This is a genomic window from Actinoallomurus spadix, assembly GCF_024055725.1.
Lineage (GTDB): Bacteria > Actinomycetota > Actinomycetes > Streptosporangiales > Streptosporangiaceae > Actinoallomurus > Actinoallomurus spadix.
In genome coordinates this window covers 266,133-284,842 of record NZ_JAMXMX010000008.1, presented here as the reverse complement: position 1 = coordinate 284,842, position 18,710 = coordinate 266,133, and the positions used below count along the sequence as shown (strand labels likewise).

Sequence of the window (18,710 nt, the reverse complement as noted above, 5' to 3'; positions counted from 1 at the left end):
CGGGCCTGAGTGCGAAGCTGCTGGTCAGGGGCGCATGGTGCCTGCGCGCGCGGCCTCAGCCGGCCGGCGGTACGGCCGGCGGCCGCCGCGGACGGTGATCGTTGAAGAGGCGGCCGCGGGCGGCGGGGAAGCGCTCCCGGCGAGCATGGCCGTGCTCATGGGGATTACGGGAATCGAGGGGCCGGACCGAACCGCAGGGGATGTCCGGTCAAGGGGAGGAGGGGGACGGGAGGAGGGGCGTGTCGTACGGTCCGGTGACGATGTCAACCGGGAGTGCGGCCGTTCCGGCCCTGGGCCTGTTCACCGGGGAACGGGGGCGTTCCGGTCTTCCTCCCCGGCGTCGAGGAGGAAGACCACGAAATGGCGGTGTTCTCGGGCCGGGGGTCGGCACCCGGCCCCTCGCGTCACCAGGTGATCAGCGGAAGGCGCTCGGTGGCCAGGAACAGCCACGTCACCACGACCACCAGAGTGACCAGGCGGAACGTGTGGCCCCACGTGCGCAGTGCGAGCCGTACCGTCCTCCCTACTTCCTGGGCGGTTGTTGACTTCATCGGGTCCCCCCTGAAAAGTAGAAAAGACGCCCATCCGGGCGTCCCATGACCAGCCTGCAAATGGTGCTTGACGGTGATCGTGGCGTATTTTGCCCTACTGTCCTCCCGGTGACAGGTCTGGTCTCTGTACTGTCGGTGATCTTGGCGTACCGTGTCAAGTTTCCTGCGGTAAAGACTCGGCGTTGCTCGACACGACCGCGAAAACCGCATTAACGGAAATCGCTCCCGATATCCGCTGATGCGCGATTTTCCAGGTGACGAATTCCGGACGACGGTGACGTCAGATCACGTCCCAGGGAACGGACTCGTACGCCTCGAAGAGCGTGCCGACCAGCCCGGGATCGATCGGGAGCGTCACGTCGTCGACCCGGCGGACCGGCGCCACGCCGCCCGAATTGGCGACGAACACCGTCGCGAACGCCGGCAGGTCCGCCACCCGGACCGTGCGCCGCCGCGACGGGATGCCGCGAGCCGCCAGCGCGGGTTCGAGGAGCTGCATCGTGATCCCCGCCAGCAGCGGAGCGTCCGGCCAGATCACCGAGCCGCCGTCGAAGAACCCGATGTTGGCGATCGACGTCTCCGAGATGACGCCGCCGGGCCCGGTCAGCAGCGCGTCGTCGAAGCCCGCGCGCTCGGCCGCCGCCCCGTGGTAGATCTGCCCGAACGCCCCGACGTGCTTGATGTGCGCGACCGGCCGCTGGTACTCCACCGTCCGGAGGCCCTGCGGAGCGGCCGGCATCCCGCCCGGCGGGCGGACGATCACCATGATCGATTCATCGCCGGCGTCGTACGGCCGGAAGACGACCAGCCGGATGGTCGCGTCGGCGATGTCGTCGCCGAGGGCATGCCGGATGTGGTCGCGGACCCGGTCGCCGTCCAGGCCCCTGCCGAACAGCTCGCGGTTCGCCGCGTCGAGCCGGGCGAGGTGCAGGTCCAGGCCGCGGGTGCGCCCGCCGCGGACCTGCATGACGGTGAGGTGGCCGTAGTTGACCAGCGCGAGGGGCCGCAGCCCGTCCACGGTCTCGGGAGCGGCGTCCACCTCGACGCGGATGGGGGCGACGAAAGCCATGATCACAACGTATCGAGCCGGGCCACCCGGCGCGGCTCGGACCGGCGCTGAGAGAATCGCTCCCGATGTATCAACTCGTGTTCTCGCTGCTCCTGCGCCGCCTCCCGGCCGAGACCGTCCACCGGATGAGCTTCGCGCTCCTGCGCCTGCTCGGGGCGGTCCCCGGCGCGCTGCCGCTCCTGCGCCGCGCCTTCGCCCCCCGCGACCCGGTGCTGCGCGTCCGCGCCCTCGGCCTGGACTTCCCCGGCCCCGTGGGACTCGCCGCCGGGTTCGACAAGGACGCCGAGGCGTACGAGGCGCTGGGCGCGTTCGGCTTCGGATTCGTCGAGATCGGCACGGTCACCGCGCGCCCGCAGCCCGGCAACCCCCGGCCCCGGTTGTTCCGTCTCGTACGGGACCGGGCGATCGTCAACCGGATGGGCTTCAACAACCACGGCGCGCGGGCCGCGGCCGCCCGCCTCCGTCGGCACCGGAACGTCATCGTGGGCGTGAACATCGGCAAGACCAAGGTCGTACCCGAAGCCGAGGCCGTCGCCGACTACGTCGCGAGCACCGAGGCGCTCGCCGCGCTCGCCGACTACCTCGTCGTCAACGTCAGCTCCCCGAACACCCCCGGCCTGCGGAACCTCCAGGCCGTCGAGCACCTCCGGCCGTTGCTCACGGCCGTACGGGAGGCCGCCGACCGGGTCACGGACCGGCGCGTGCCGTTGCTCGTGAAGATCGCCCCGGACCTCGCCGACGCCGACGTCGACGCGGTCGCGGACCTCGCGCTCGAACTCGGCCTCGACGGCGTCATCGCCACGAACACCACGATCTCCCGCGACGGGCTGGCCACCGACCCGGCCGAGGTCGAGGCCGCAGGCGCGGGCGGCCTGTCCGGGGCGCCGCTGAAACGGCGGTCCGTGGAGGTGCTGCGGCGGCTCCGCGACCGCGCCGGCGACCGTCTCGTCCTCATCTCCGTCGGCGGCGTCGAGACCGCCGACGACGCCTGGGAGCGCCTCCGCGCCGGGGCGACGCTCGTCCAGGCGTACACCGGCCTGATCTACGGCGGCCCGCTCTGGCCCCACCTGATCAACCGCGGCCTGGCCCGCCGCCTTCGCGCCGCCGCACGCTCCTGACAACTCCGCGCCGAGGATCCCCGCTGCGCCCGTGATGAGGATCCTCGGCATTCACGGATCGCCTGGGGCGGTCCGCCGACCACCCGGTCCGTTCAAGGCCGGTGCAGGGTCCGGTCAAGTGCCTTGAACGGATCGGCGTCCGCACAGCACCCTTTCCGCTGAGGAGGAGTGCCGTGTCCGGACGAGCTGCGTCCATGGCCGGCGCGTCGGCGCAGGCGAGGTACCGCGCACTGCGCGCGGAACGGCGCCAGGAGCGGGCCGTCGCCCGGCTCGTGATCTCCGGGGTCGCCGGTTCCATGACCGCCGGGCTCTTCGGCTGGGTGCCGGGGCTCGCGGTCGGCCTGGGGCTGCTGTTCACGCAGCTGCTCCTCTTCCGCGTCCGGCCCGGCGCGCTGACCGACTGGCGGAGGGGAGCGGCGGCCGAGCGGCGGATGGGCCGCCGGCTGTCCCGGCTGGACCCGGCGTACTTCCACGTGCTGCACGACCGGGCGCTCCCCGGCGGCTTCCGGGAGAACCTCGACCACCTGGTCGTCGGTCACACCGGCGTGTACGCCGTCTCCTCGCGGCGGTGGCGGCCGCTCACCCGGCTGCGGGCGGACGACCGGCTGTGGGCGGGGCCCCGGCCGCTGACGCGCCTGCACGCCCGGACCCGGCGGGCCGCGGCGGCGGTCGCGGACCGCCTCGCCGCCGAGACCGGCCACGAGGTGGAGGTCTCGCCGGTGATCGCCGTACACGGCGGCCGGCTGCCGCGCGGCGGGATCGTCCACGAAGGCGTCCTGCTGCACCGGGCCGACCGTGTGAAGCGCCTCATCGAGCGCCAGCCCGTGCTGTTCACCACCGCCGAGGTGGCGGCGATCGCCGCCGCCGCGGAACGCATCCTTCCCCCGATGATCGACATATGACGAAAAACCAGCACCCTTGGTGACGGATTAGTACGCTCAGCGCAACAGCCGAACATCTTTTCGTAGCCGGGGAGGTCGCATGGCGGGGCGCATCGTGATCTTCGGCGCGACCGGCTACACCGGCGCCCTGACCGCCCGGGCGCTCGTCGGCCAGGGAGTCCGCCCCGTCCTCGCCGGGCGGAACGCCAACGCCCTGGCGGCGCTGGCCGCCGAGCTCGGCGGCCTGGAGACGGCGTACGCGGACGCCGATTACCCGTGGACGGTCCGCTCCCTCGTCGAACGCGATGACGTGCTCGTCACCACGGTCGGCCCGTTCCGCCGGTACGGCCACGCGGCTCTCGCAGCGGCGGTCGACGCGGGGGCGCACTACCTCGACACCGCGGGCGAGTCGCTGTTCGTCCGCGAGGTGTTCGACGAGTACGGCGTCAAGGCGAGCTCCGTGCTGCTCCCCGCCTTCGGCTATCACCACGTGCCCGGCAACCTCGCCGGCGCCCTCGCCCTCGACCGGGTCGGCGAGGACGCCGCGCGGATCGACGTCGGCTACTTCCTCGGCGGCGGATCACTTGTGCGCGGCCTGTCCGGCGGCACCTTCGAATCGGCGCCGGGCCTGCTGGCCACCCGGATGTACACCTACCGGGACGGCGTCGTCGACGAGCCGCGGTCGCAGGTTCGGGACTTCGCGATGGCCGGACGGACGCGCACCGGCGTGTCCATCGGAGGATCCGAGCACTTCACGCTCCCGGCGTCCCATCCCGGACTGCGCGAGGTCAACGTCTATCTCGGCTGGTTCGGCGCGGCCTCCCGGATCGCCGCCCGGCTGCCGCGCGGCCGTGCCGCGGCCGCCGCGATCGGCTTCTGCGGGCGCGGGCTGGCCCGCATGGCCCGCCGCCGGGCCGGCAAGGGCACGCTGACGTCGCGGATCGTCGCCGCCGCCTATGACGCGCAGGGCGGCCTGTTGACGGAGATCCACCTCTCGGGCGGCGATCCGTACGATTTCACGGCCGGAATAGTCGCCTGGGGCGCCCGCCAGGTCGCCGATGGAATGACGGAAACGGGGGCTCTGGGGCCGGTTGCGGCTTTCGGGCTGTCCGAGCTGGAGGCCGCCTGCGCCATGGCCGGGATATCGCGCGTCACCGGCTGAGTCCCCGGTCGTACGGACCTGGTCCCGCTGTCGTTCGCCCTGATGAGCGCGTACGGGCACCTGGATCGCCGACGTTCACCCTGCCCGATAAATCTGCCGAATACGAAATATCCGCCCGGAATTTCGTTGACCGGAGATCGTTTGTCCGGAGCGGAAGAATTATCTACGCAAGGGCCGCGGGAAATAGTTGAAGGCGAGGCGGAAAAGGCTTTACCTTCGCGACATGGAAGACCGCCTCCTGGTCGATGGCCTGCGGTCGGGCGATCCCGGCGCGATCGGCGCGATGTACGACACCTACGCCGTTCGCCTCTACGACTACTGCTGGTTCCAGCTGCGCAACCGCGAGACGGCGCAGCTGGCCCTCCGCGACGCGCTGCTCGCCGCCGAGGCGCACATCGGTGAGCTGCGCGCCCCCGAGCGGTTCGGGCCGTGGCTCTACGCCCTCGCGCGGATCGAGTGCCGCCGGCGGCGGCCGCCGGGAGTCCTGCACCCGGACCTCCCCATCGCCCGCCACGACCAGGACGACGTCGACCTGCGCGTGATCGCCTGGCGCGCGGTCACCGGCCTGCCGGTGCTCAGCCAGGAGCTCCTCGACCTGCACCACCGCCACTCCCTCGGACCGTCCGACATCGCCGGGGTCGTCGGCCTGCCGGTCCGTGAGGTGGCCGACCTGCTCGCCCAGGCGCGTGAGCTGCTCGAGGCGGCCGTCATCGCGGAGATCCTCGCCCACGAGGACGTGTTCGAGTGCGACGACCGGGCGGCGATTCTGCGCCACCGTCGCGGAGAGCTCCGTGACGACGTGCGCGAGGTCCTCGTCGGCCACGGGATCGCCTGCGACGCCTGCGCCGCCCACCTGCCGCGCACGATCTCCACCGCCAAGGTCTGCGCCCTGCTGCCGCACGCCGTCCCGCCCGACTCCCTGCGCGGGCAGGTCACCGGCTGCTTCACCGACCCGCGGCTGGCCGGCTACCGGCTGTTCGCCGCCGCCCGGCTGCGCACCTTCGGGGCGCGGGGTTTCCCCCGGCAGCACGGGCCGGGGCGCGTACACCGACCCGTCCGTGAGGCGCGCTGGCCGCGGGGGCTGGCCGCGGCGGCCGGTGCGGTCGTCACCGCGGTCGGGATCGCGGCCGTCTGCCAGTGGATCAGCCGGGACACCCGCCACACCCCCCTCGTCACCGGTGGCGCCTCCCCGCCGCACGCGCGCGTCCCCAGCCCCGGCCCCATCGGGCCGCCGGCGGTCGGACGGCCGGTCGCGGCGACGTTCGCGCTGAACCCCCGCGACCGAGCCGCGGCACCGCCCGGGCGGCCCGCGGCGCTCACCCCCACCCTCGGTGACGGCTGGATCTACGTCGCCCCCGCTCACCTGAGCCTGGCCCCCGGCGGTTCGGGCGTCATCAGGGTCCAGGCCGCCGGCGGGGGACCGGGAGGCTGGCACGCCGTGGTGACGGGCGCGGTGACCGTCGAGCCCGCCGAAGGCTCCATCGACCTCCTGCCGGCCACCGTCCGCGTGCGGGCTCCCGCCGACGGGCCGGGAGAGGCAGTGATCACCTTCTGGCCGGGTGGGGCGCGGGTGGTGGTCGACTGGGGTGCCCCGTCCGCCCCGCCCGCTTCCCCACCCTCCCAACCGCCGTCCTCACCCCCGTCCACACCGACGCAGCCGCCGTCTCCACCGCCGTCCACGCCCACGCAGCCCTCGTCAACGCCGCCACCCAGTCCGCCCCCGCCCGCGTCCACTCCGGCCCCGCCGCCCTCGACGTCGTCCGGCCGCCCGTCGGATCCCCCGTCGAGCACCACCCCGTCCTCGCAGTCCGGCCCGGACGCGGCCCGGGACGCGACGCCGTCCGCGCCGGAGCACCCCTGATGGCGGCGTACACGGTGCGCCCCGGTGACCTGCGCGGTGACCTGGTCGCACCGCTCGCCGTCCCGCCCCGGCTGGCGGACGTGGTCGAACGGATTCAGCGGGCCCCGTGGCCGCAGTGGCTGCAGCCGGGAGCCCGGATCCGCCGCGAGGTGGCTGAGCTCTGCCGGCTGCAGTCGGCGCGCGGCCTGACGGTGCTGGCCTGGCTCGCCGAGGGCGACGCGCCCGCCGACATCGACTGGCTGCTCGACACGCACCGGCTCACGGGCCGGCGCCAGGAGCGGATGTACGGCGAGGCCGAGCGGCTCGCCGATCCGGTGCGTGATCTGGTCGTCGCGAACTGGACGTGGGCGCTGTCCACCGGTCACGGCGGCCGGGTGACCGCGCCGTTCTTCGCCAGCCGCGCCTATCCCGACGACGGGTACGCCGCAGCGCACGCGACCGTGACGCTGCTGCAGCTGTGGGACCGCGCCCCCGAGGTGCGTCAGGCGCTCGCCCTGGCCTGGGCCGCGACCCGGACTCCGGCGGACTGGTGCAAGGCGGCCGAGCTGGGGGCCGGCCACGGAGACGAGGTCCCGATCTTCACGTATCCGCGGGGCCCCCTGCCGCCGAAGTCGGCCGTACGGCCGTGGATCGGCCGTCTTTTGAGATGCGCCTGAGCTGATCCCCGGCCGGGTTCCGGGCGCCTCCATCGGTCACCGTGTCGGGGGTGACCTGAGGAAAACACGACTGTGACCGGTGTTTCTCTTGTGACCACTGGGGCTAACCAAGTGACAGATCGCTCACGCGGAACGGGGTCCGAGGGGGCACTTTGTCAGCTGTTGTCCGGCGCCGGCTCGGCGCCGTGGTGGTCGCGACGTGCGCGATGGCCGGTCAACCCGTCGGCCCGGCCGACGCCGACGTCCTTCCCAGCGCCGCTTCCGGCGCTGCTCCCGGCGCCGCTTCGGGCGGCCGTTCCGCCTCGGACGTCCGGTCGGCTCCGGACATCCGGTCCGCGCCGGGCGGCCGGTCGGCTTCGGGCGCGGACGGCGGGTCCACCGCGCGCGACGTCGCGCGGGGCAGGGAGCGGGTGCGCGCGCAGACCGCCCGGCTCGGCCGCATCAGCGCCGAACTCGCCCAGGCCGACGCGCTGCTCGACGATCTCGGCGTCCAGGCGGAGAGCGCCGTCGAGCGCTACAACGCCGAGCGCGTCGAACTCGACCGGGCGAAGGCGGCGTACCGGGCGGCGGCGTGGCGGTCGGCGCAGGCGCGGCACCGCCACGCGCAGATCCGTGACGACGCGGCGAGGATGGCGGTCGGCGCCTACCGAGGCGGGGGCGACGTGGCGTCCAAGGCTGCGGCTCCGGCCGGGGCGGGGGGACTCGCCGGATTCCTCACGCGGGCGACGCCGAGGCAGGCCCCGGCCGATCGCGGGCGCGCCCTGCTGCGGCGGGAGGCCACCGCCAAGACCGCCGCCGACGTCTCCGAACGTCAGGCGCGCGAAGCGCTCGCGGCCCAGGAGGAGGCGGTGCGTAGCGCCGCCGACGCCCGGCAGGCGGCGGTGGCGGCGGTGACGCGCCAGCAGAAGGCGGTACGGCGGATTCAGCAGCGGAAGGCCGCCCTCGTCGCCGAACTGGAGGCGGTCCGGGCGGGCGTGGCGGCCCTCGAAGAGGCCCGGCTCGCGGCCGTGGACCAGGCACGCCTCGCGCGCCCGGGAACCGAGCGGACCGTCTCGTCCCATCACGTCGTGCCCGCCGGGGCCCCGGCCCAGCAGGTCCCTCCCACGGGGACGTCGTCAGAAGGGTCGGTTCCGGCCGGGGCGTCGTCTCACCAGGTGCTCACCGCCGGCACGTCGCTTCATCAGGTGGCGTCCGCCGGAACGCGGCTCGGCGCCGCCGGTGTCCGGGCGCTCGTTCGCGGGCTCGCCCGGAGCTCCGACCCGGGGTCCGTCGCCGCGTCCGCCGCGCTGAAGTGGCTCGGCACGCCGTACTCCTGGGGCGGGGGCAACGAGGCGGGGCCGAGCCGGGGGATCGCGCAGGGGGCGGGGACCGTGGGGTTCGACTGCTCGGGCCTGGTGACGTACGCCTGGGCGAAGGCCGGGGTCCGGCTGGTCCACTACGCGACCACGCAGTACAACGCCGGACCGCACCCGTCACGCGGCGACCTGCGCCCGGGGGACCTGGTCTTCTTCGCGCACAATCCCGCCGACCCGAGCACGATCCACCACGTCGGGATCTACATCGGGAACGGGCAGATGGTGGAGGCGCCGTTCACCGGCGCACGCGTGCGGATATCTCCGGCGTTCCGTCCGGATTACGCCGGAGCCACCCGCCCCGTCGCCGCGGTGCCGCTCAGTGACCGTGCTGTGCCGCGCGCTTGATCGACAGCTCGATCTCGGCCTCGGCCTCCGCACGACCGGTCCAGCTCGCGCCCTCGACGGACTTCCCGGGCTCCAGGTCCTTGTACACCTCGAAGAAGTGCTGGATCTCCAGCCGGTCGAACTCGGAGACGTGGTGGATGTCGCGCAGGTGTTCCATGCGCGGGTCCGTCGCGGGCACGCACAGCACCTTGTCGTCACCGCCCGCCTCGTCCGTCATCCGGAACATCCCGACGGCGCGGCAGCGGATCAGGCAACCGGGAAACGTCGGCTCCTGCAGCAGGACCAGGGCGTCGAGCGGGTCGCCGTCCTCGCCTAGCGTGTTCTCGATGAATCCGTAGTCGGCGGGGTACTGGGTCGAGGTGAACAGCATCCGGTCCAGCCGGATCCGGCCGGTCTTGTGGTCCACCTCGTACTTGTTTCGCTGGCCTTTCGGGATCTCGATGGTGACGTCGAATTCCACAATGTCCTCCGCTCCCCGGGGCGGGCCGAGGTAGTTCTGGTTGGATGTTGGCTCGTACAAGGATCTCGCACCGTGGTGAGTGCACGACGATGGGGGAGGGGCGCACATGCCGAGGCCTGAGCGCGTCGTGGCCATGCTCACACTGGCGCTCCTGAACGTCTTCCTTGTCGCCGCCGCGCTCGCAGTGGTCAAGCTCACACCGGACCGTTCCCTGGCGGTACGACCTCCAACCGTCGCAGACCGGACGATCCTGACGGCGGCGGCACCGGCGCTGAGCCCGACGTCCGCGAATGCGCCGGCGCCGAGCTCGGGCAGCCTCACGTCCCGGCTGGACGGCCTGATGGAGCAGGCCGGGATGGGCGCGAACCTCTCCGGCACCGTGATCGACGTGAGCACCGGGCGGGCGCTGTACGCCAGTAACGCCGAGAAGCCGGCGGTTCCCGCCTCGACGACCAAGCTGGTCACCTCGACGGCGGTGCTCGCCGCCGTCGGGCCGGGGCACCGGCTGACGACCAAGGTGGTCAAGGGCGGTGGCGGCGTCATCCTCGTCGGCGGCGGCGATCCGACGCTGACCCGTGCGCCGGGCAAGAACGCCTACCCGCGCCCGGCCTCGCTGACCGACCTGGCGAAGCAGACGGCGGCCTCGCTGAAGGCGGCGGGCACCCGCAGCGTGCGCGTCGACTGGGACGTGTCCCTCTTCCAGGGCAAGCAGATGGGCCCGGGTTGGAAGCCCAACTACGTCGGCGAGGGCGACGTGTCGACGGTGTGGGCACTGGAGGTGGACGAGGGCAGGGTGGCCCCGACCTCGCACGTCCGCGTGCAGAACCCGCCTCGGATCGCCGCCGACGCGTTCCGGAGCCTCCTGCGCAAGCAGGGGATCTCCGCGACCCTCGGGTCCCAGACGACCGCGCCGCGGGGCGCCCGGCAGCTCGGCGCCGTCCAGTCCCCGCCCGTCTCGGCGCTGGTGGAGCAGCTGCTGACCAACAGCGACAACGACGTGGCCGAGGCGATGGCCCGTCAGGTGGCCCTCGCCCGGCACCGGCCGGCGTCCTTCGCCGGGGGAGCCGCGGCCGTCCACGAGGCCCTGGCCGGCCTCGGTCTCGCGAACGGCGTCGCGACCGTCGACGGCAGCGGCCTGTCGCCCAGGAACCGGATCACCCCGAACGCCCTGGCCCGGCTCCTCGTGACCGCGGCCTCCCCCGGCCACCCTGAGCTGGCCTCGGTCATGTCCGGGATGCCGATCGGCGGCTTCTCCGGCACCCTCGCCGGCCGCTACCACGCCGGTTCCTCCGCCGCCGGGCTCGGCCTCGTCCGCGGCAAGACCGGCACGTTGAACGGTGTGAACACCCTCGCCGGTGTCGTGTACGACGCCGACGGCCGGCTGCTCGCGTTCGCCTTCATGGCCAACCACGTCGCGAACCCCAGCGCCGCGCTGGCCGCGCTGGACGGCCTGGCCGGCAGTCTCGCGACCTGCGGCTGCCGCTGACCGCTCCCCGGGGAGCCGGTCCGCCGCCTTGCGGGACCGCGCCGACCTCTCCGGCGGCCGCCGGTGGGAGTCGATCGGGGCCGTCCGCGCGTTGGGTGGATATGGGCATGCCCCCGGGAAGAGCGGGGACGTACGGTTAGAGGTGCCCGGCCGGAGAGGTTACGTGATGCCAGCATCCATGATCGACTGGAACGTCGCCGTACAGACGGGGACCCGCCTCGTCCGCTCGGGACCACAGGTGAGCCCCACCGAGGCCCGCCAGGTCGTCGCCGAGCTGAGAGACCTGTCGCGGACCGCGCAGGGCCATGTCCGCGAGTTCACCGGGATGGACGGGGGGCTGGACCCGTCTCCGGCCAAGGTCGTCGACCGGCCGGGGTGGATCAAGGCGAACGTCGACGGCTTCCGGGTCGTGCTCGAACCCCTGATGGAGCAGTTGCAGGAGCGCAGGGGCGGCGGCGGGATGCTCGGCGGGATCGGCGGCGGCGCCGGCGGCGCGGTCATCCAGGCCGTGGGCTCGCGGGTCACCGGGGCTCAGGTCGGGGCCATCCTCGCGTACATGGCCAGCCGCGTGCTGGGCCAGTACGAGCTGTTCCTGCCGCCGGACCCGACGGGCCGCGCGCCGACGGGGCGGCTGACGCTGGTCGCGCCCAACATCGTGCACGCCGAGCAGGAGCTGGACGTCGACACCCGCGACTTCCGGCTGTGGGTGTGCCTGCACGAGGAGACCCACCGGGCGCAGTTCGCGTCGGTGTCGTGGCTGCGCGCGTACGTCCAGGACCAGATGACGGCGTTCCTGCTCGCCGCCGACCTCGATCCCGGAGCGCTGCTGAATCGGCTGCGCGACGTGGGCGAGGCCGTCGCGGACGCGGTTCGCGGGGGTGAGGGCAACCTCATCGACGCGATCCAGACGCCGGAGCAGCGGGAGATCCTCGACCGGCTCACCGCCGTGATGACGCTGGCCGAGGGGCACGGCGACTACGTGATGGACGCCGTCGGTCCCGAGGTCGTGCCGAGTGTGGCGGACATCCGCGCCAAGTTCCAGCACCGCCGCGAGGGCGGGTCCGGGGTGGACCGGGTCATGCGCCGCCTGCTCGGCCTCGACCTGAAGATGAAGCAGTACGCCGAGGGCTCGCAGTTCGTCCGGACCGTGATCGAGCAGGTCGGGATGGAGCAGTTCAACCGCGTCTGGACGTCCCCGAACACGCTGCCGACGCACGCAGAGATCAAGGATCCCGCCCTGTGGATCGGCCGGGTGGTCGGCAAGCCGGAGCTGCCGCCCGCCGAGTGACCCCGAGGCGCCCGGGTGCCGTCTCCGGGGCGGTGGGCGGCGCCGTACGGGGGTGAATGGTGCCAAGACGCCCCTCGGGTCGGCGTCGCGCTGGAGAATGGGACCGTGGGACCTGATCCGGCGGTCGCGGCGGTACGCCTCGCGGTCCGCGGCACCCTCCGCGAGATCGACGCGGGCGACCTGGTGCTCGTCGCGTGCAGCGGCGGCGCCGACTCGCTGGCCCTGGCCGGGGCGCTGGCCTTCGAGGCGGCCAGATCCGGCCATCGGGCGGGTGGCGTCACCGTCGACCACGGCCTGCAGGAGGGCTCGGCCGAGCGCGCCGCCGGGGTCGTACGGGCGATGGCGCGGCTCGGTCTGGAGCCGGCCGAGGCCGTACGCGTGACGGTGGGGACGTCCGGTGGTCCCGAGGCCGCCGCCCGTGACGCCCGGTACGCCGCGCTCGCCGACGCCGCCGCGCGGCACCGCGCCACCGTGGTCCTGCTCGGGCACACACGGGACGACCAGGCCGAGACGGTGCTGCTCGGTCTGGCGCGCGGCTCGGGCGCCCGCTCGCTGGCCGGGATGGCGGGGACGGCGGGCCGCTACCGCCGGCCGCTGCTGGACCTCGACCGTGACCTGGTCCGCCGCGCCTGCCTGGCGATGGGCCTGGACCCGTGGGAGGACCCGCACAACGACGACCCGGCGTTCACCCGGTCCCGGATCCGCCGGAACGTCCTGCCGCTGCTGGAGAAGGAGCTGGGGCCGGGGGTGGCGGCCGCCCTGGCCCGTACGGCGCGGATGCTGCGCGACGACGCCGACGCCCTCGACGCCTGGGCCGAGCGCGCCCTCCGGGAAGCCGAGGAGGCGGGGGGTGCCGGGGCCGTGCTGGCCGTGGGGGTGCTGGCCGGGTTGCCGCGGGCGGTGCGCACGCGGCTCCTGCGCCGGGCGGCGATCGCCGCGGGCAGTCCGCCGGGGACCCTGGCGGCGGTCCACGTCGACGCGGTGGACGCCCTCGTCACGGCGTGGCGGGGCCAGTCCCACGTGGACCTACCCGGCCGCGTCAGGGCGTGGCGGAGGTATGAAAAGCTGCTCTTCGGGCCGTCCGAATCCTCCGATAAGTAGGCAACCCGGAGTTTCCGGGCGGGCGTGAAGTGGATGTCATGATCGCGAAAGGCTCTGCGGTGGACGAAACGGACATGCGGGCAGATCTCGAAAAGGTGCTCATCTCGGAGGAGGAGCTCCAGAGCAAGATCCGGGAGCTCGCAGCCCAGATCGACGCCGACTATGCGGGCCGGGAGATCCTGCTCGTGGGGGTGCTGAAGGGCGCGGTCATGGTCATGGCCGACCTGGCCCGCGCGCTCCGCTCGCCCGTCTCGATGGACTGGATGGCCGTCTCCTCGTACGGCTCCGGGACCCAGTCCTCCGGCGTCGTACGGATCCTCAAGGACCTCGACGCGGACATCATGGACCGCCACGTCCTGATCGTCGAGGACATCATCGACTCGGGGCTCACCCTGCACTGGCTGATGAGCAATCTGGAGTCGCGCGGCCCCGCGTCCATCGAGGTCTGCGCGCTGCTGCGCAAGCCGGACGCGGCCAAGATCGAGGTCGACGTGAAGTACCTCGGGTTCGACATCCCGAACGAGTTCGTGATCGGCTACGGCCTCGACTACGCCGAGCGCTACCGCAACCTTCCGTTCGTCGGAACACTTGCCCCACACGTCTACGGTGGAAGTGGGGAACAAGAGGGTTAGCTTAGTACGTTGCTAGTTGCGAAGTAGGGCACCGGTCGTCGTGCTGCGGTCTTCCGTGAGACCGGTGTACCTTCGGTATCCCGGCTGCAACGCGGGGAGCCACACTCGGGAAGGCCGCCTCGGCGCATTCGCGGCGGGGTCTTGGAGACGCTGGTCAGGAGGGACGGGCCCCATCGTGGGGCACCGCATAAATGGATCTGAAGCGCTACTTTCGCGGGCCGTTGCTGTGGATTCTGGCCTTCGGGGCGCTGGTGCTCCTCGTCATGTACGGGATCAATCCCGGCGGCTCGTACGAGAAGGCCGATACCTCGAAGGTCGTCCAGGCCATCCAGAACAACCAGGTCAAGTCCGCCCAGATCATCGACAAGGATCAGCGGATCGAGGTCAAGCTCAACAACGGCAAGCAGATGCAGGCCTCCTGGGTCAGCGGCCAGGGCAACGACCTGGCCAAGCTGCTCCAGCAGAAGGCCGACGCGGGCCAGCTGAAGAGCTACAACACCTCGGTGCCGAAGCAGAACGTCTTCTTGAGCCTGCTGTTCAGCTTCCTGCCGATCGTCGTCGTCGTGCTGATCTTCCTGTTCATCATGAACCAGATGCAGGGCGGCGGCTCGCGGGTGATGAACTTCGGCAAGTCGCGGGCCAAGCTGGTCACCAAGGACACCCCCAAGACGACCTTCGCGGACGTCGCCGGGGCGGACGAGGCGATCGAGGAGCTGCAGGAGATCAAGGAGTTCCTGCAGAACCCCGCCAAGTTCCAGGCGATCGGGGCGAAGATCCCCAAGGGCGTGCTGCTCTACGGCTCGCCCGGTACCGGTAAGACGCTGCTGGCCCGCGCGGTCGCCGGTGAGGCGGGCGTGCCGTTCTACTCGATCTCCGGTTCGGACTTCGTGGAGATGTTCGTCGGTGTCGGCGCCTCCCGCGTCCGCGACCTGTTCGAGCAGGCCAAGGCGAATGCCCCTTCGATCATCTTCGTCGACGAGATCGACGCGGTCGGCCGGCACCGTGGCGCCGGTCTCGGCGGCGGTCACGACGAGCGCGAGCAGACGCTGAACCAGCTGCTCGTCGAGATGGACGGCTTCGACGTCAAGGGCGGCGTCATCCTGATCGCCGCGACGAACCGGCCGGACATCCTCGACCCGGCGCTGCTGCGCCCGGGCCGTTTCGACCGGCAGATCGTCATCGACCGGCCGGACCTGGAGGGCCGTAAGGGCATCCTGCGGGTGCACGGCCGCGGCAAGCCGTTCGCCCCGGACGTCGACCTGGACACCATCGCCCGCCGTACGCCCGGGTTCACCGGCGCCGACCTCGCCAACGTGATCAACGAGGCGGCTCTGCTGACGGCGCGCATGGACCGCAAGCAGATCGACATGAACACCCTCGAAGAGGCGATCGACCGGGTCATGGCCGGCCCGGAGCGCAAGAGCCGGGTCATGTCCGACCGGGAGAAGAAGACGATCGCCTACCACGAGGGCGGTCACGCGCTCGTGGCGCACGCGCTGCCGAACGCCGACCCCGTGCACAAGATCACGATCTTGTCCCGTGGGCAGGCGCTGGGCTACACGATGACGCTGCCGATGGAGGACAAGTTCCTCGCCAGCCGGTCGGAGATGCTCGACCAGCTCGCGATGCTGCTCGGCGGCCGTACCGCCGAGGAGCTGGTCTTCCACGAGCCGACCACCGGCGCGGCCAACGACATCGAGAAGGCCACCTCGATCGCCCGCAAGATGGTCACCGAGTACGGCATGTCCGAGCGCCTCGGCGCCCGCAAGTTCGGCGAGGGCAACGGCGAGCCGTTCCTCGGCCGGGAGATGTCGCACAACCGTGACTACTCCGAGGAGATCGCCTCGGCGATCGACGACGAGGTCCGTCGCCTGATCGAGTCCGCGCACGACATCGCGTGGGAGATCCTCGTCGAGTACCGCGACGTGCTCGACAACCTGGTGCTCCAGCTCATGGACAAGGAGACCCTCTCCAAGGCCCAGGTGCTGGAGATCTTCGAGCCGGTGCAGAAGCGGCCGGCCGCCCCGTCCTACAGCGGCTACGGCAAGCGGCTCCCGTCGGACCGCCCGCCGGTGCTGACGCCGAAGGAGCTCGCGCTGCTCGGCCCGAAGGACGTCCAGGACCTCACCCAGGGCAACGGCAGCGGTTCGTCCCGCCCGGCGCTCGGTGAGACCCACCAGGACAGCGACTCCGAAGGCAGCGCGTGACCGAGGAGCTCACCCCGCACGGACCGCCGATCGATCAGGCAAGGATCGAGAAGGCGGTCCGTGAGATCCTGCTCGCGGTCGGGGAGGACCCCGACCGCGACGGGCTCCTCGACACCCCGGCGCGGGTCGCCCGGGCGTACGCCGAGCAGTTCGCCGGCCTGCGGCAGCGGCCCGAGGACGTCCTCACCACCGTCTTCGACGCCGACCACGACGAGATGGTGCTCGTGAAGGACATCGAGGTGTACAGCACCTGCGAGCACCACCTCGTGCCGTTCCACGGCGTCGCGCACGTCGGCTACACGCCGAACGCCCGCGGCCAGATCACCGGGCTGTCCAAGCTGGCCCGGCTCGTCGACGTGTACGCACGGCGGCCGCAGGTGCAGGAGCGCATGACGTCGCAGGTCGCCGACGCGCTGATGGAGTTCCTGAAGCCGCGCGGCGTGATCGTCGTCATCGAGGCCGAGCACCTGTGCATGACCATGCGCGGCGTCCGCAAGCCCGGCGCGAAGACGGTGACGTCGGCGGTGCGCGGCGACTTCCGCGAGTCGCCGAGCACCCGCGCGGAGGCGATGAGCCTCATCCTCGGCCGCTGACACCTCTCCCCAGGGTGACGGCCTCCTCACCGAACGGGTTCGCGGCGAACTCCATGCCTTGACCAATCGTCGAACGAGTAGTCCCGCATCGCGGGAGACTGCGGCCCGGACGCCGAGGAGCCGATGTCGGTGCTGATGGCAGACCGGGCACGCCCGGACGACGACGCTGTGGGGCCGTGATGGGGACGAAGCAGGAAGCGCCGGCGCGCCCGGAGCCGGGCGAGGGCGCGCTGGAACGCCGCCTGCGGCGGCGCTGGGTACCGGCGGTGGCCGGATGGCTGTCGTTCCTGATCGGCCTGCACGACGTCGTCGGCGCCCTGCTCCCCGAGTGGCACCGCCGGATGGTGCGGCTCGACGAGTACGTCCCCGGCTCGGTGAACAACGCGGCCCGTACGGCCACGCTCGTCGCCGGGTTCCTGCTGCTCCTGCTGTCCCACGGCCTGCGCCGCCGTAAGCGCCGGGCCTGGCGCGCGGTGGTCGGCCTGCTCGCCTTCACGATCGTCTCCCATGTCGTCAAGGACTTCGCGCTGTCGGCGATCGTCGCGGCCGCGATGCTGGGGGCGCTGCTGTACCTCCGCGACGAGTTCTACGCCACCGGCGACCCGCGCACGCGGTGGCGGGCGCTGTGGGTCGGGTCGTTCCTCGCGGCGGCCAGCGTCGGGGTCGGCCTGCTGTTCATCGCGGTGAACCGGCACGGTCTCGTCCGCGACTACACCTTCTCCGAGCGGCTGTGGCACGTCCTCGGCGGTCTGTTCGGCGTCTCCGGGCCGGTGACGTTCGTCTCCGACGGCCGGAACGACCTGCTCAGCCTGATCCTGGGCTCGCTCGGCCTGTTCACCGCGGGTACGACGGCGTTCCTGTTCCTCCGCCCGGCCGAGCCCGCCCCCTCGATGTCCGCCGAGGACGAGGAGCGGATCCGGGCCCTGCTCGACCGGCAGGGCGCCCGCGACTCGCTCGGCTACTTCTCACTGCGCCGCGACAAGAGCGTGATCTGGTCGCCGACCGGCAAGGCGTGCGTCACCTACCGCGTGGTGTCCGGCGTGATGCTGGCCGGGGGCGACCCGATCGGCGACCCGGAGGCGTGGCCCGGCGCGATCCAGGCGTTCCTGGAGGAGGCGGCCCGGCACGCCTGGGCGCCCGCCGTGATGGGCTGCAGCGAGCTCGGCGCGGAGATCTGGTGCCGCGACACGGGCCTGTCGGCGCTGGAGCTCGGCGACGAGGCGATCGTGGACGCCGCCGAGTTCTCCCTGGAGGGCCGGACGATGCGCAACGTCCGGCAGATGGTGAACCGGGTGGCCCGCCAGGGCTACACCGCCGAGGTGCGCCGCGAGAAGGACTTCGCCCCCGACGAGCTGCGGGCGCTGTGGGCCCGGGCGGACGCCTGGCGCGGGACCGATACCGAGCGCGGCTTCTCGATGGCGCTCGGCCGGGTGGGCGAGCCCGGCGACGAGGACTGTGTGGTCGCGACGGCGACGAAGGACGGCGAACTGCACGCCATCCTGCACTTCGTGCCGTGGGGCGCGGACGGCCTGTCCCTGGACCTCATGCGCCGCGACCGGTCCGCGCAGCCCGGTCTCAACGACTTCCTGATCGTCGAGGCGCTCAAGGCCGCCTCGGACCTGGGCGTCAAGCGGATCTCGCTGAACTTCGCGGTGTTCCGCGCGGCGCTGGCCCGTGGCGAGCGGATCGGCGCCGGTCCCGTCCTCAAGGCCTGGCGCGGCCTGCTGATCTTCCTGTCCCGCTGGTTCCAGATCGAGTCGCTGTACAAGTTCAACGCCAAGTTCCAGCCGGTGTGGCAGCCGAGGTTCTTCGTCTATCCGAGCCTGAACGACGCGCCCCGCATCGCCCTGGCGGCGCTGGAGGCCGAGGCGTTCATCGTCTGGCCGCGCCTGCGCATCCCCGGTCTGAAACGTCCGTGATTCTGGCGACCCTCTAGGCTGACGAG

At 72.3% G+C, this 18,710-nt stretch carries 16 protein-coding genes; 13 read left to right on the top strand and 3 right to left on the bottom strand.

Annotation, left to right across the window (positions count from 1 at the left end; genetic code table 11):
* Positions 1–404 precede the first annotated feature (404 nt).
* Positions 405–551: a hypothetical protein gene (locus tag NE235_RS14675; protein ID WP_252802956.1), complete on the bottom strand. Its 147-nt coding sequence runs from the start codon at positions 549–551 to the stop codon at positions 405–407.
* Between the two features lie 280 nt (positions 552–831).
* On the bottom strand, positions 832–1,620 hold the full coding sequence (locus tag NE235_RS14670; RefSeq protein ID WP_252802954.1) for an aminotransferase class IV family protein: 789 nt from the start codon (positions 1,618–1,620) through the stop codon (positions 832–834).
* 65 nt (positions 1,621–1,685) lie between these two features.
* Here NE235_RS14670 and NE235_RS14665 point away from each other — a divergent pair, with 65 nt between their 5' ends.
* From NE235_RS14665 to NE235_RS14640, 6 genes are all read left to right on the top strand, one after another.
* Entirely contained in the window at positions 1,686–2,738 is a 1,053-nt protein-coding gene (locus NE235_RS14665; RefSeq protein WP_252802952.1) for a quinone-dependent dihydroorotate dehydrogenase, read from the top strand.
* 173 nt (positions 2,739–2,911) lie between these two features.
* Positions 2,912–3,640, top strand: coding sequence for a nuclease-related domain-containing protein (locus tag NE235_RS14660; protein ID WP_252802950.1), 729 nt, complete (start codon positions 2,912–2,914; stop codon positions 3,638–3,640).
* Positions 3,641–3,719: 79 nt separating this feature from the next.
* A complete protein-coding gene (locus NE235_RS14655; RefSeq protein WP_252802948.1) occupies positions 3,720–4,781 on the top strand; it encodes a saccharopine dehydrogenase NADP-binding domain-containing protein in 1,062 nt (353 codons plus the stop codon).
* A 223-nt stretch (positions 4,782–5,004) separates the two neighbouring features.
* The gene (locus NE235_RS14650; protein WP_252802946.1) at positions 5,005–6,642 is read left to right on the top strand and encodes an RNA polymerase sigma factor; all 1,638 of its coding nucleotides are present in this window, start codon (positions 5,005–5,007) and stop codon (positions 6,640–6,642) included.
* Entirely contained in the window at positions 6,642–7,298 is a 657-nt protein-coding gene (locus NE235_RS14645) for a hypothetical protein (RefSeq protein WP_252802944.1), read from the top strand. The genes NE235_RS14650 and NE235_RS14645 overlap by 1 nt, the downstream gene beginning before the upstream one ends.
* Positions 7,299–7,450: 152 nt before the next feature.
* The gene (locus NE235_RS14640) at positions 7,451–8,998 is read left to right on the top strand and encodes a C40 family peptidase (RefSeq protein WP_252802942.1); all 1,548 of its coding nucleotides are present in this window, start codon (positions 7,451–7,453) and stop codon (positions 8,996–8,998) included.
* On the opposite strand, the gene NE235_RS14635 is transcribed toward NE235_RS14640, so the two are convergent.
* Complete coding sequence (locus tag NE235_RS14635; RefSeq protein WP_252803152.1) at positions 8,970–9,458, bottom strand: inorganic diphosphatase; 489 nt, start codon at positions 9,456–9,458, stop codon at positions 8,970–8,972. The two genes, NE235_RS14640 and NE235_RS14635, sit on opposite strands and share 29 nt — an antisense overlap.
* A gap of 106 nt (positions 9,459–9,564) precedes the next feature.
* On the opposite strand from NE235_RS14635, the gene dacB reads away from it, so the two are divergent.
* From dacB to NE235_RS14600, 7 genes are all read left to right on the top strand, one after another.
* On the top strand, positions 9,565–10,944 hold the full coding sequence (gene dacB, locus NE235_RS14630) for a D-alanyl-D-alanine carboxypeptidase/D-alanyl-D-alanine endopeptidase (protein WP_252802940.1): 1,380 nt from the start codon (positions 9,565–9,567) through the stop codon (positions 10,942–10,944).
* A gap of 178 nt (positions 10,945–11,122) precedes the next feature.
* Positions 11,123–12,232: a zinc-dependent metalloprotease gene (locus NE235_RS14625; RefSeq protein WP_252803149.1), complete on the top strand. Its 1,110-nt coding sequence runs from the start codon at positions 11,123–11,125 to the stop codon at positions 12,230–12,232.
* Between the two features lie 105 nt (positions 12,233–12,337).
* Positions 12,338–13,333: a tRNA lysidine(34) synthetase TilS gene (tilS, locus tag NE235_RS14620; RefSeq protein WP_252802938.1), complete on the top strand. Its 996-nt coding sequence runs from the start codon at positions 12,338–12,340 to the stop codon at positions 13,331–13,333.
* 59 nt (positions 13,334–13,392) lie between these two features.
* The gene (gene hpt / locus NE235_RS14615; RefSeq protein WP_252802935.1) at positions 13,393–13,965 is read left to right on the top strand and encodes a hypoxanthine phosphoribosyltransferase; all 573 of its coding nucleotides are present in this window, start codon (positions 13,393–13,395) and stop codon (positions 13,963–13,965) included.
* 191 nt (positions 13,966–14,156) lie between these two features.
* Complete coding sequence (gene ftsH, locus NE235_RS14610; protein WP_252802933.1) at positions 14,157–16,172, top strand: ATP-dependent zinc metalloprotease FtsH; 2,016 nt, start codon at positions 14,157–14,159, stop codon at positions 16,170–16,172.
* Positions 16,169–16,765, top strand: coding sequence for a GTP cyclohydrolase I FolE (gene folE / locus NE235_RS14605; protein ID WP_252802931.1), 597 nt, complete (start codon positions 16,169–16,171; stop codon positions 16,763–16,765). The genes ftsH and folE overlap by 4 nt, the downstream gene beginning before the upstream one ends.
* A 179-nt stretch (positions 16,766–16,944) precedes the next feature.
* Positions 16,945–18,684, top strand: coding sequence for a phosphatidylglycerol lysyltransferase domain-containing protein (locus NE235_RS14600; protein WP_252802929.1), 1,740 nt, complete (start codon positions 16,945–16,947; stop codon positions 18,682–18,684).
* Positions 18,685–18,710 lie beyond the last annotated feature (26 nt).

Coding starts and splice junctions, on each gene's coding strand:
- NE235_RS14675 (WP_252802956.1), bottom strand. CDS start 551: ATGAAGTCAACAACCGCCCAGGAAGTAGGGAGGACGGTACGGCTCGCA.
- NE235_RS14670 (WP_252802954.1), bottom strand. CDS start 1,620: ATGGCTTTCGTCGCCCCCATCCGCGTCGAGGTGGACGCCGCTCCCGAG.
- NE235_RS14665 (WP_252802952.1), top strand. CDS start 1,686: ATGTATCAACTCGTGTTCTCGCTGCTCCTGCGCCGCCTCCCGGCCGAG.
- NE235_RS14655 (WP_252802948.1), top strand. CDS start 3,720: ATGGCGGGGCGCATCGTGATCTTCGGCGCGACCGGCTACACCGGCGCC.
- NE235_RS14650 (WP_252802946.1), top strand. CDS start 5,005: ATGGAAGACCGCCTCCTGGTCGATGGCCTGCGGTCGGGCGATCCCGGC.
- NE235_RS14645 (WP_252802944.1), top strand. CDS start 6,642: ATGGCGGCGTACACGGTGCGCCCCGGTGACCTGCGCGGTGACCTGGTC.
- dacB (WP_252802940.1), top strand. CDS start 9,565: ATGCCGAGGCCTGAGCGCGTCGTGGCCATGCTCACACTGGCGCTCCTG.
- NE235_RS14625 (WP_252803149.1), top strand. CDS start 11,123: ATGATCGACTGGAACGTCGCCGTACAGACGGGGACCCGCCTCGTCCGC.
- ftsH (WP_252802933.1), top strand. CDS start 14,157: ATGGATCTGAAGCGCTACTTTCGCGGGCCGTTGCTGTGGATTCTGGCC.
- NE235_RS14600 (WP_252802929.1), top strand. CDS start 16,945: ATGGGGACGAAGCAGGAAGCGCCGGCGCGCCCGGAGCCGGGCGAGGGC.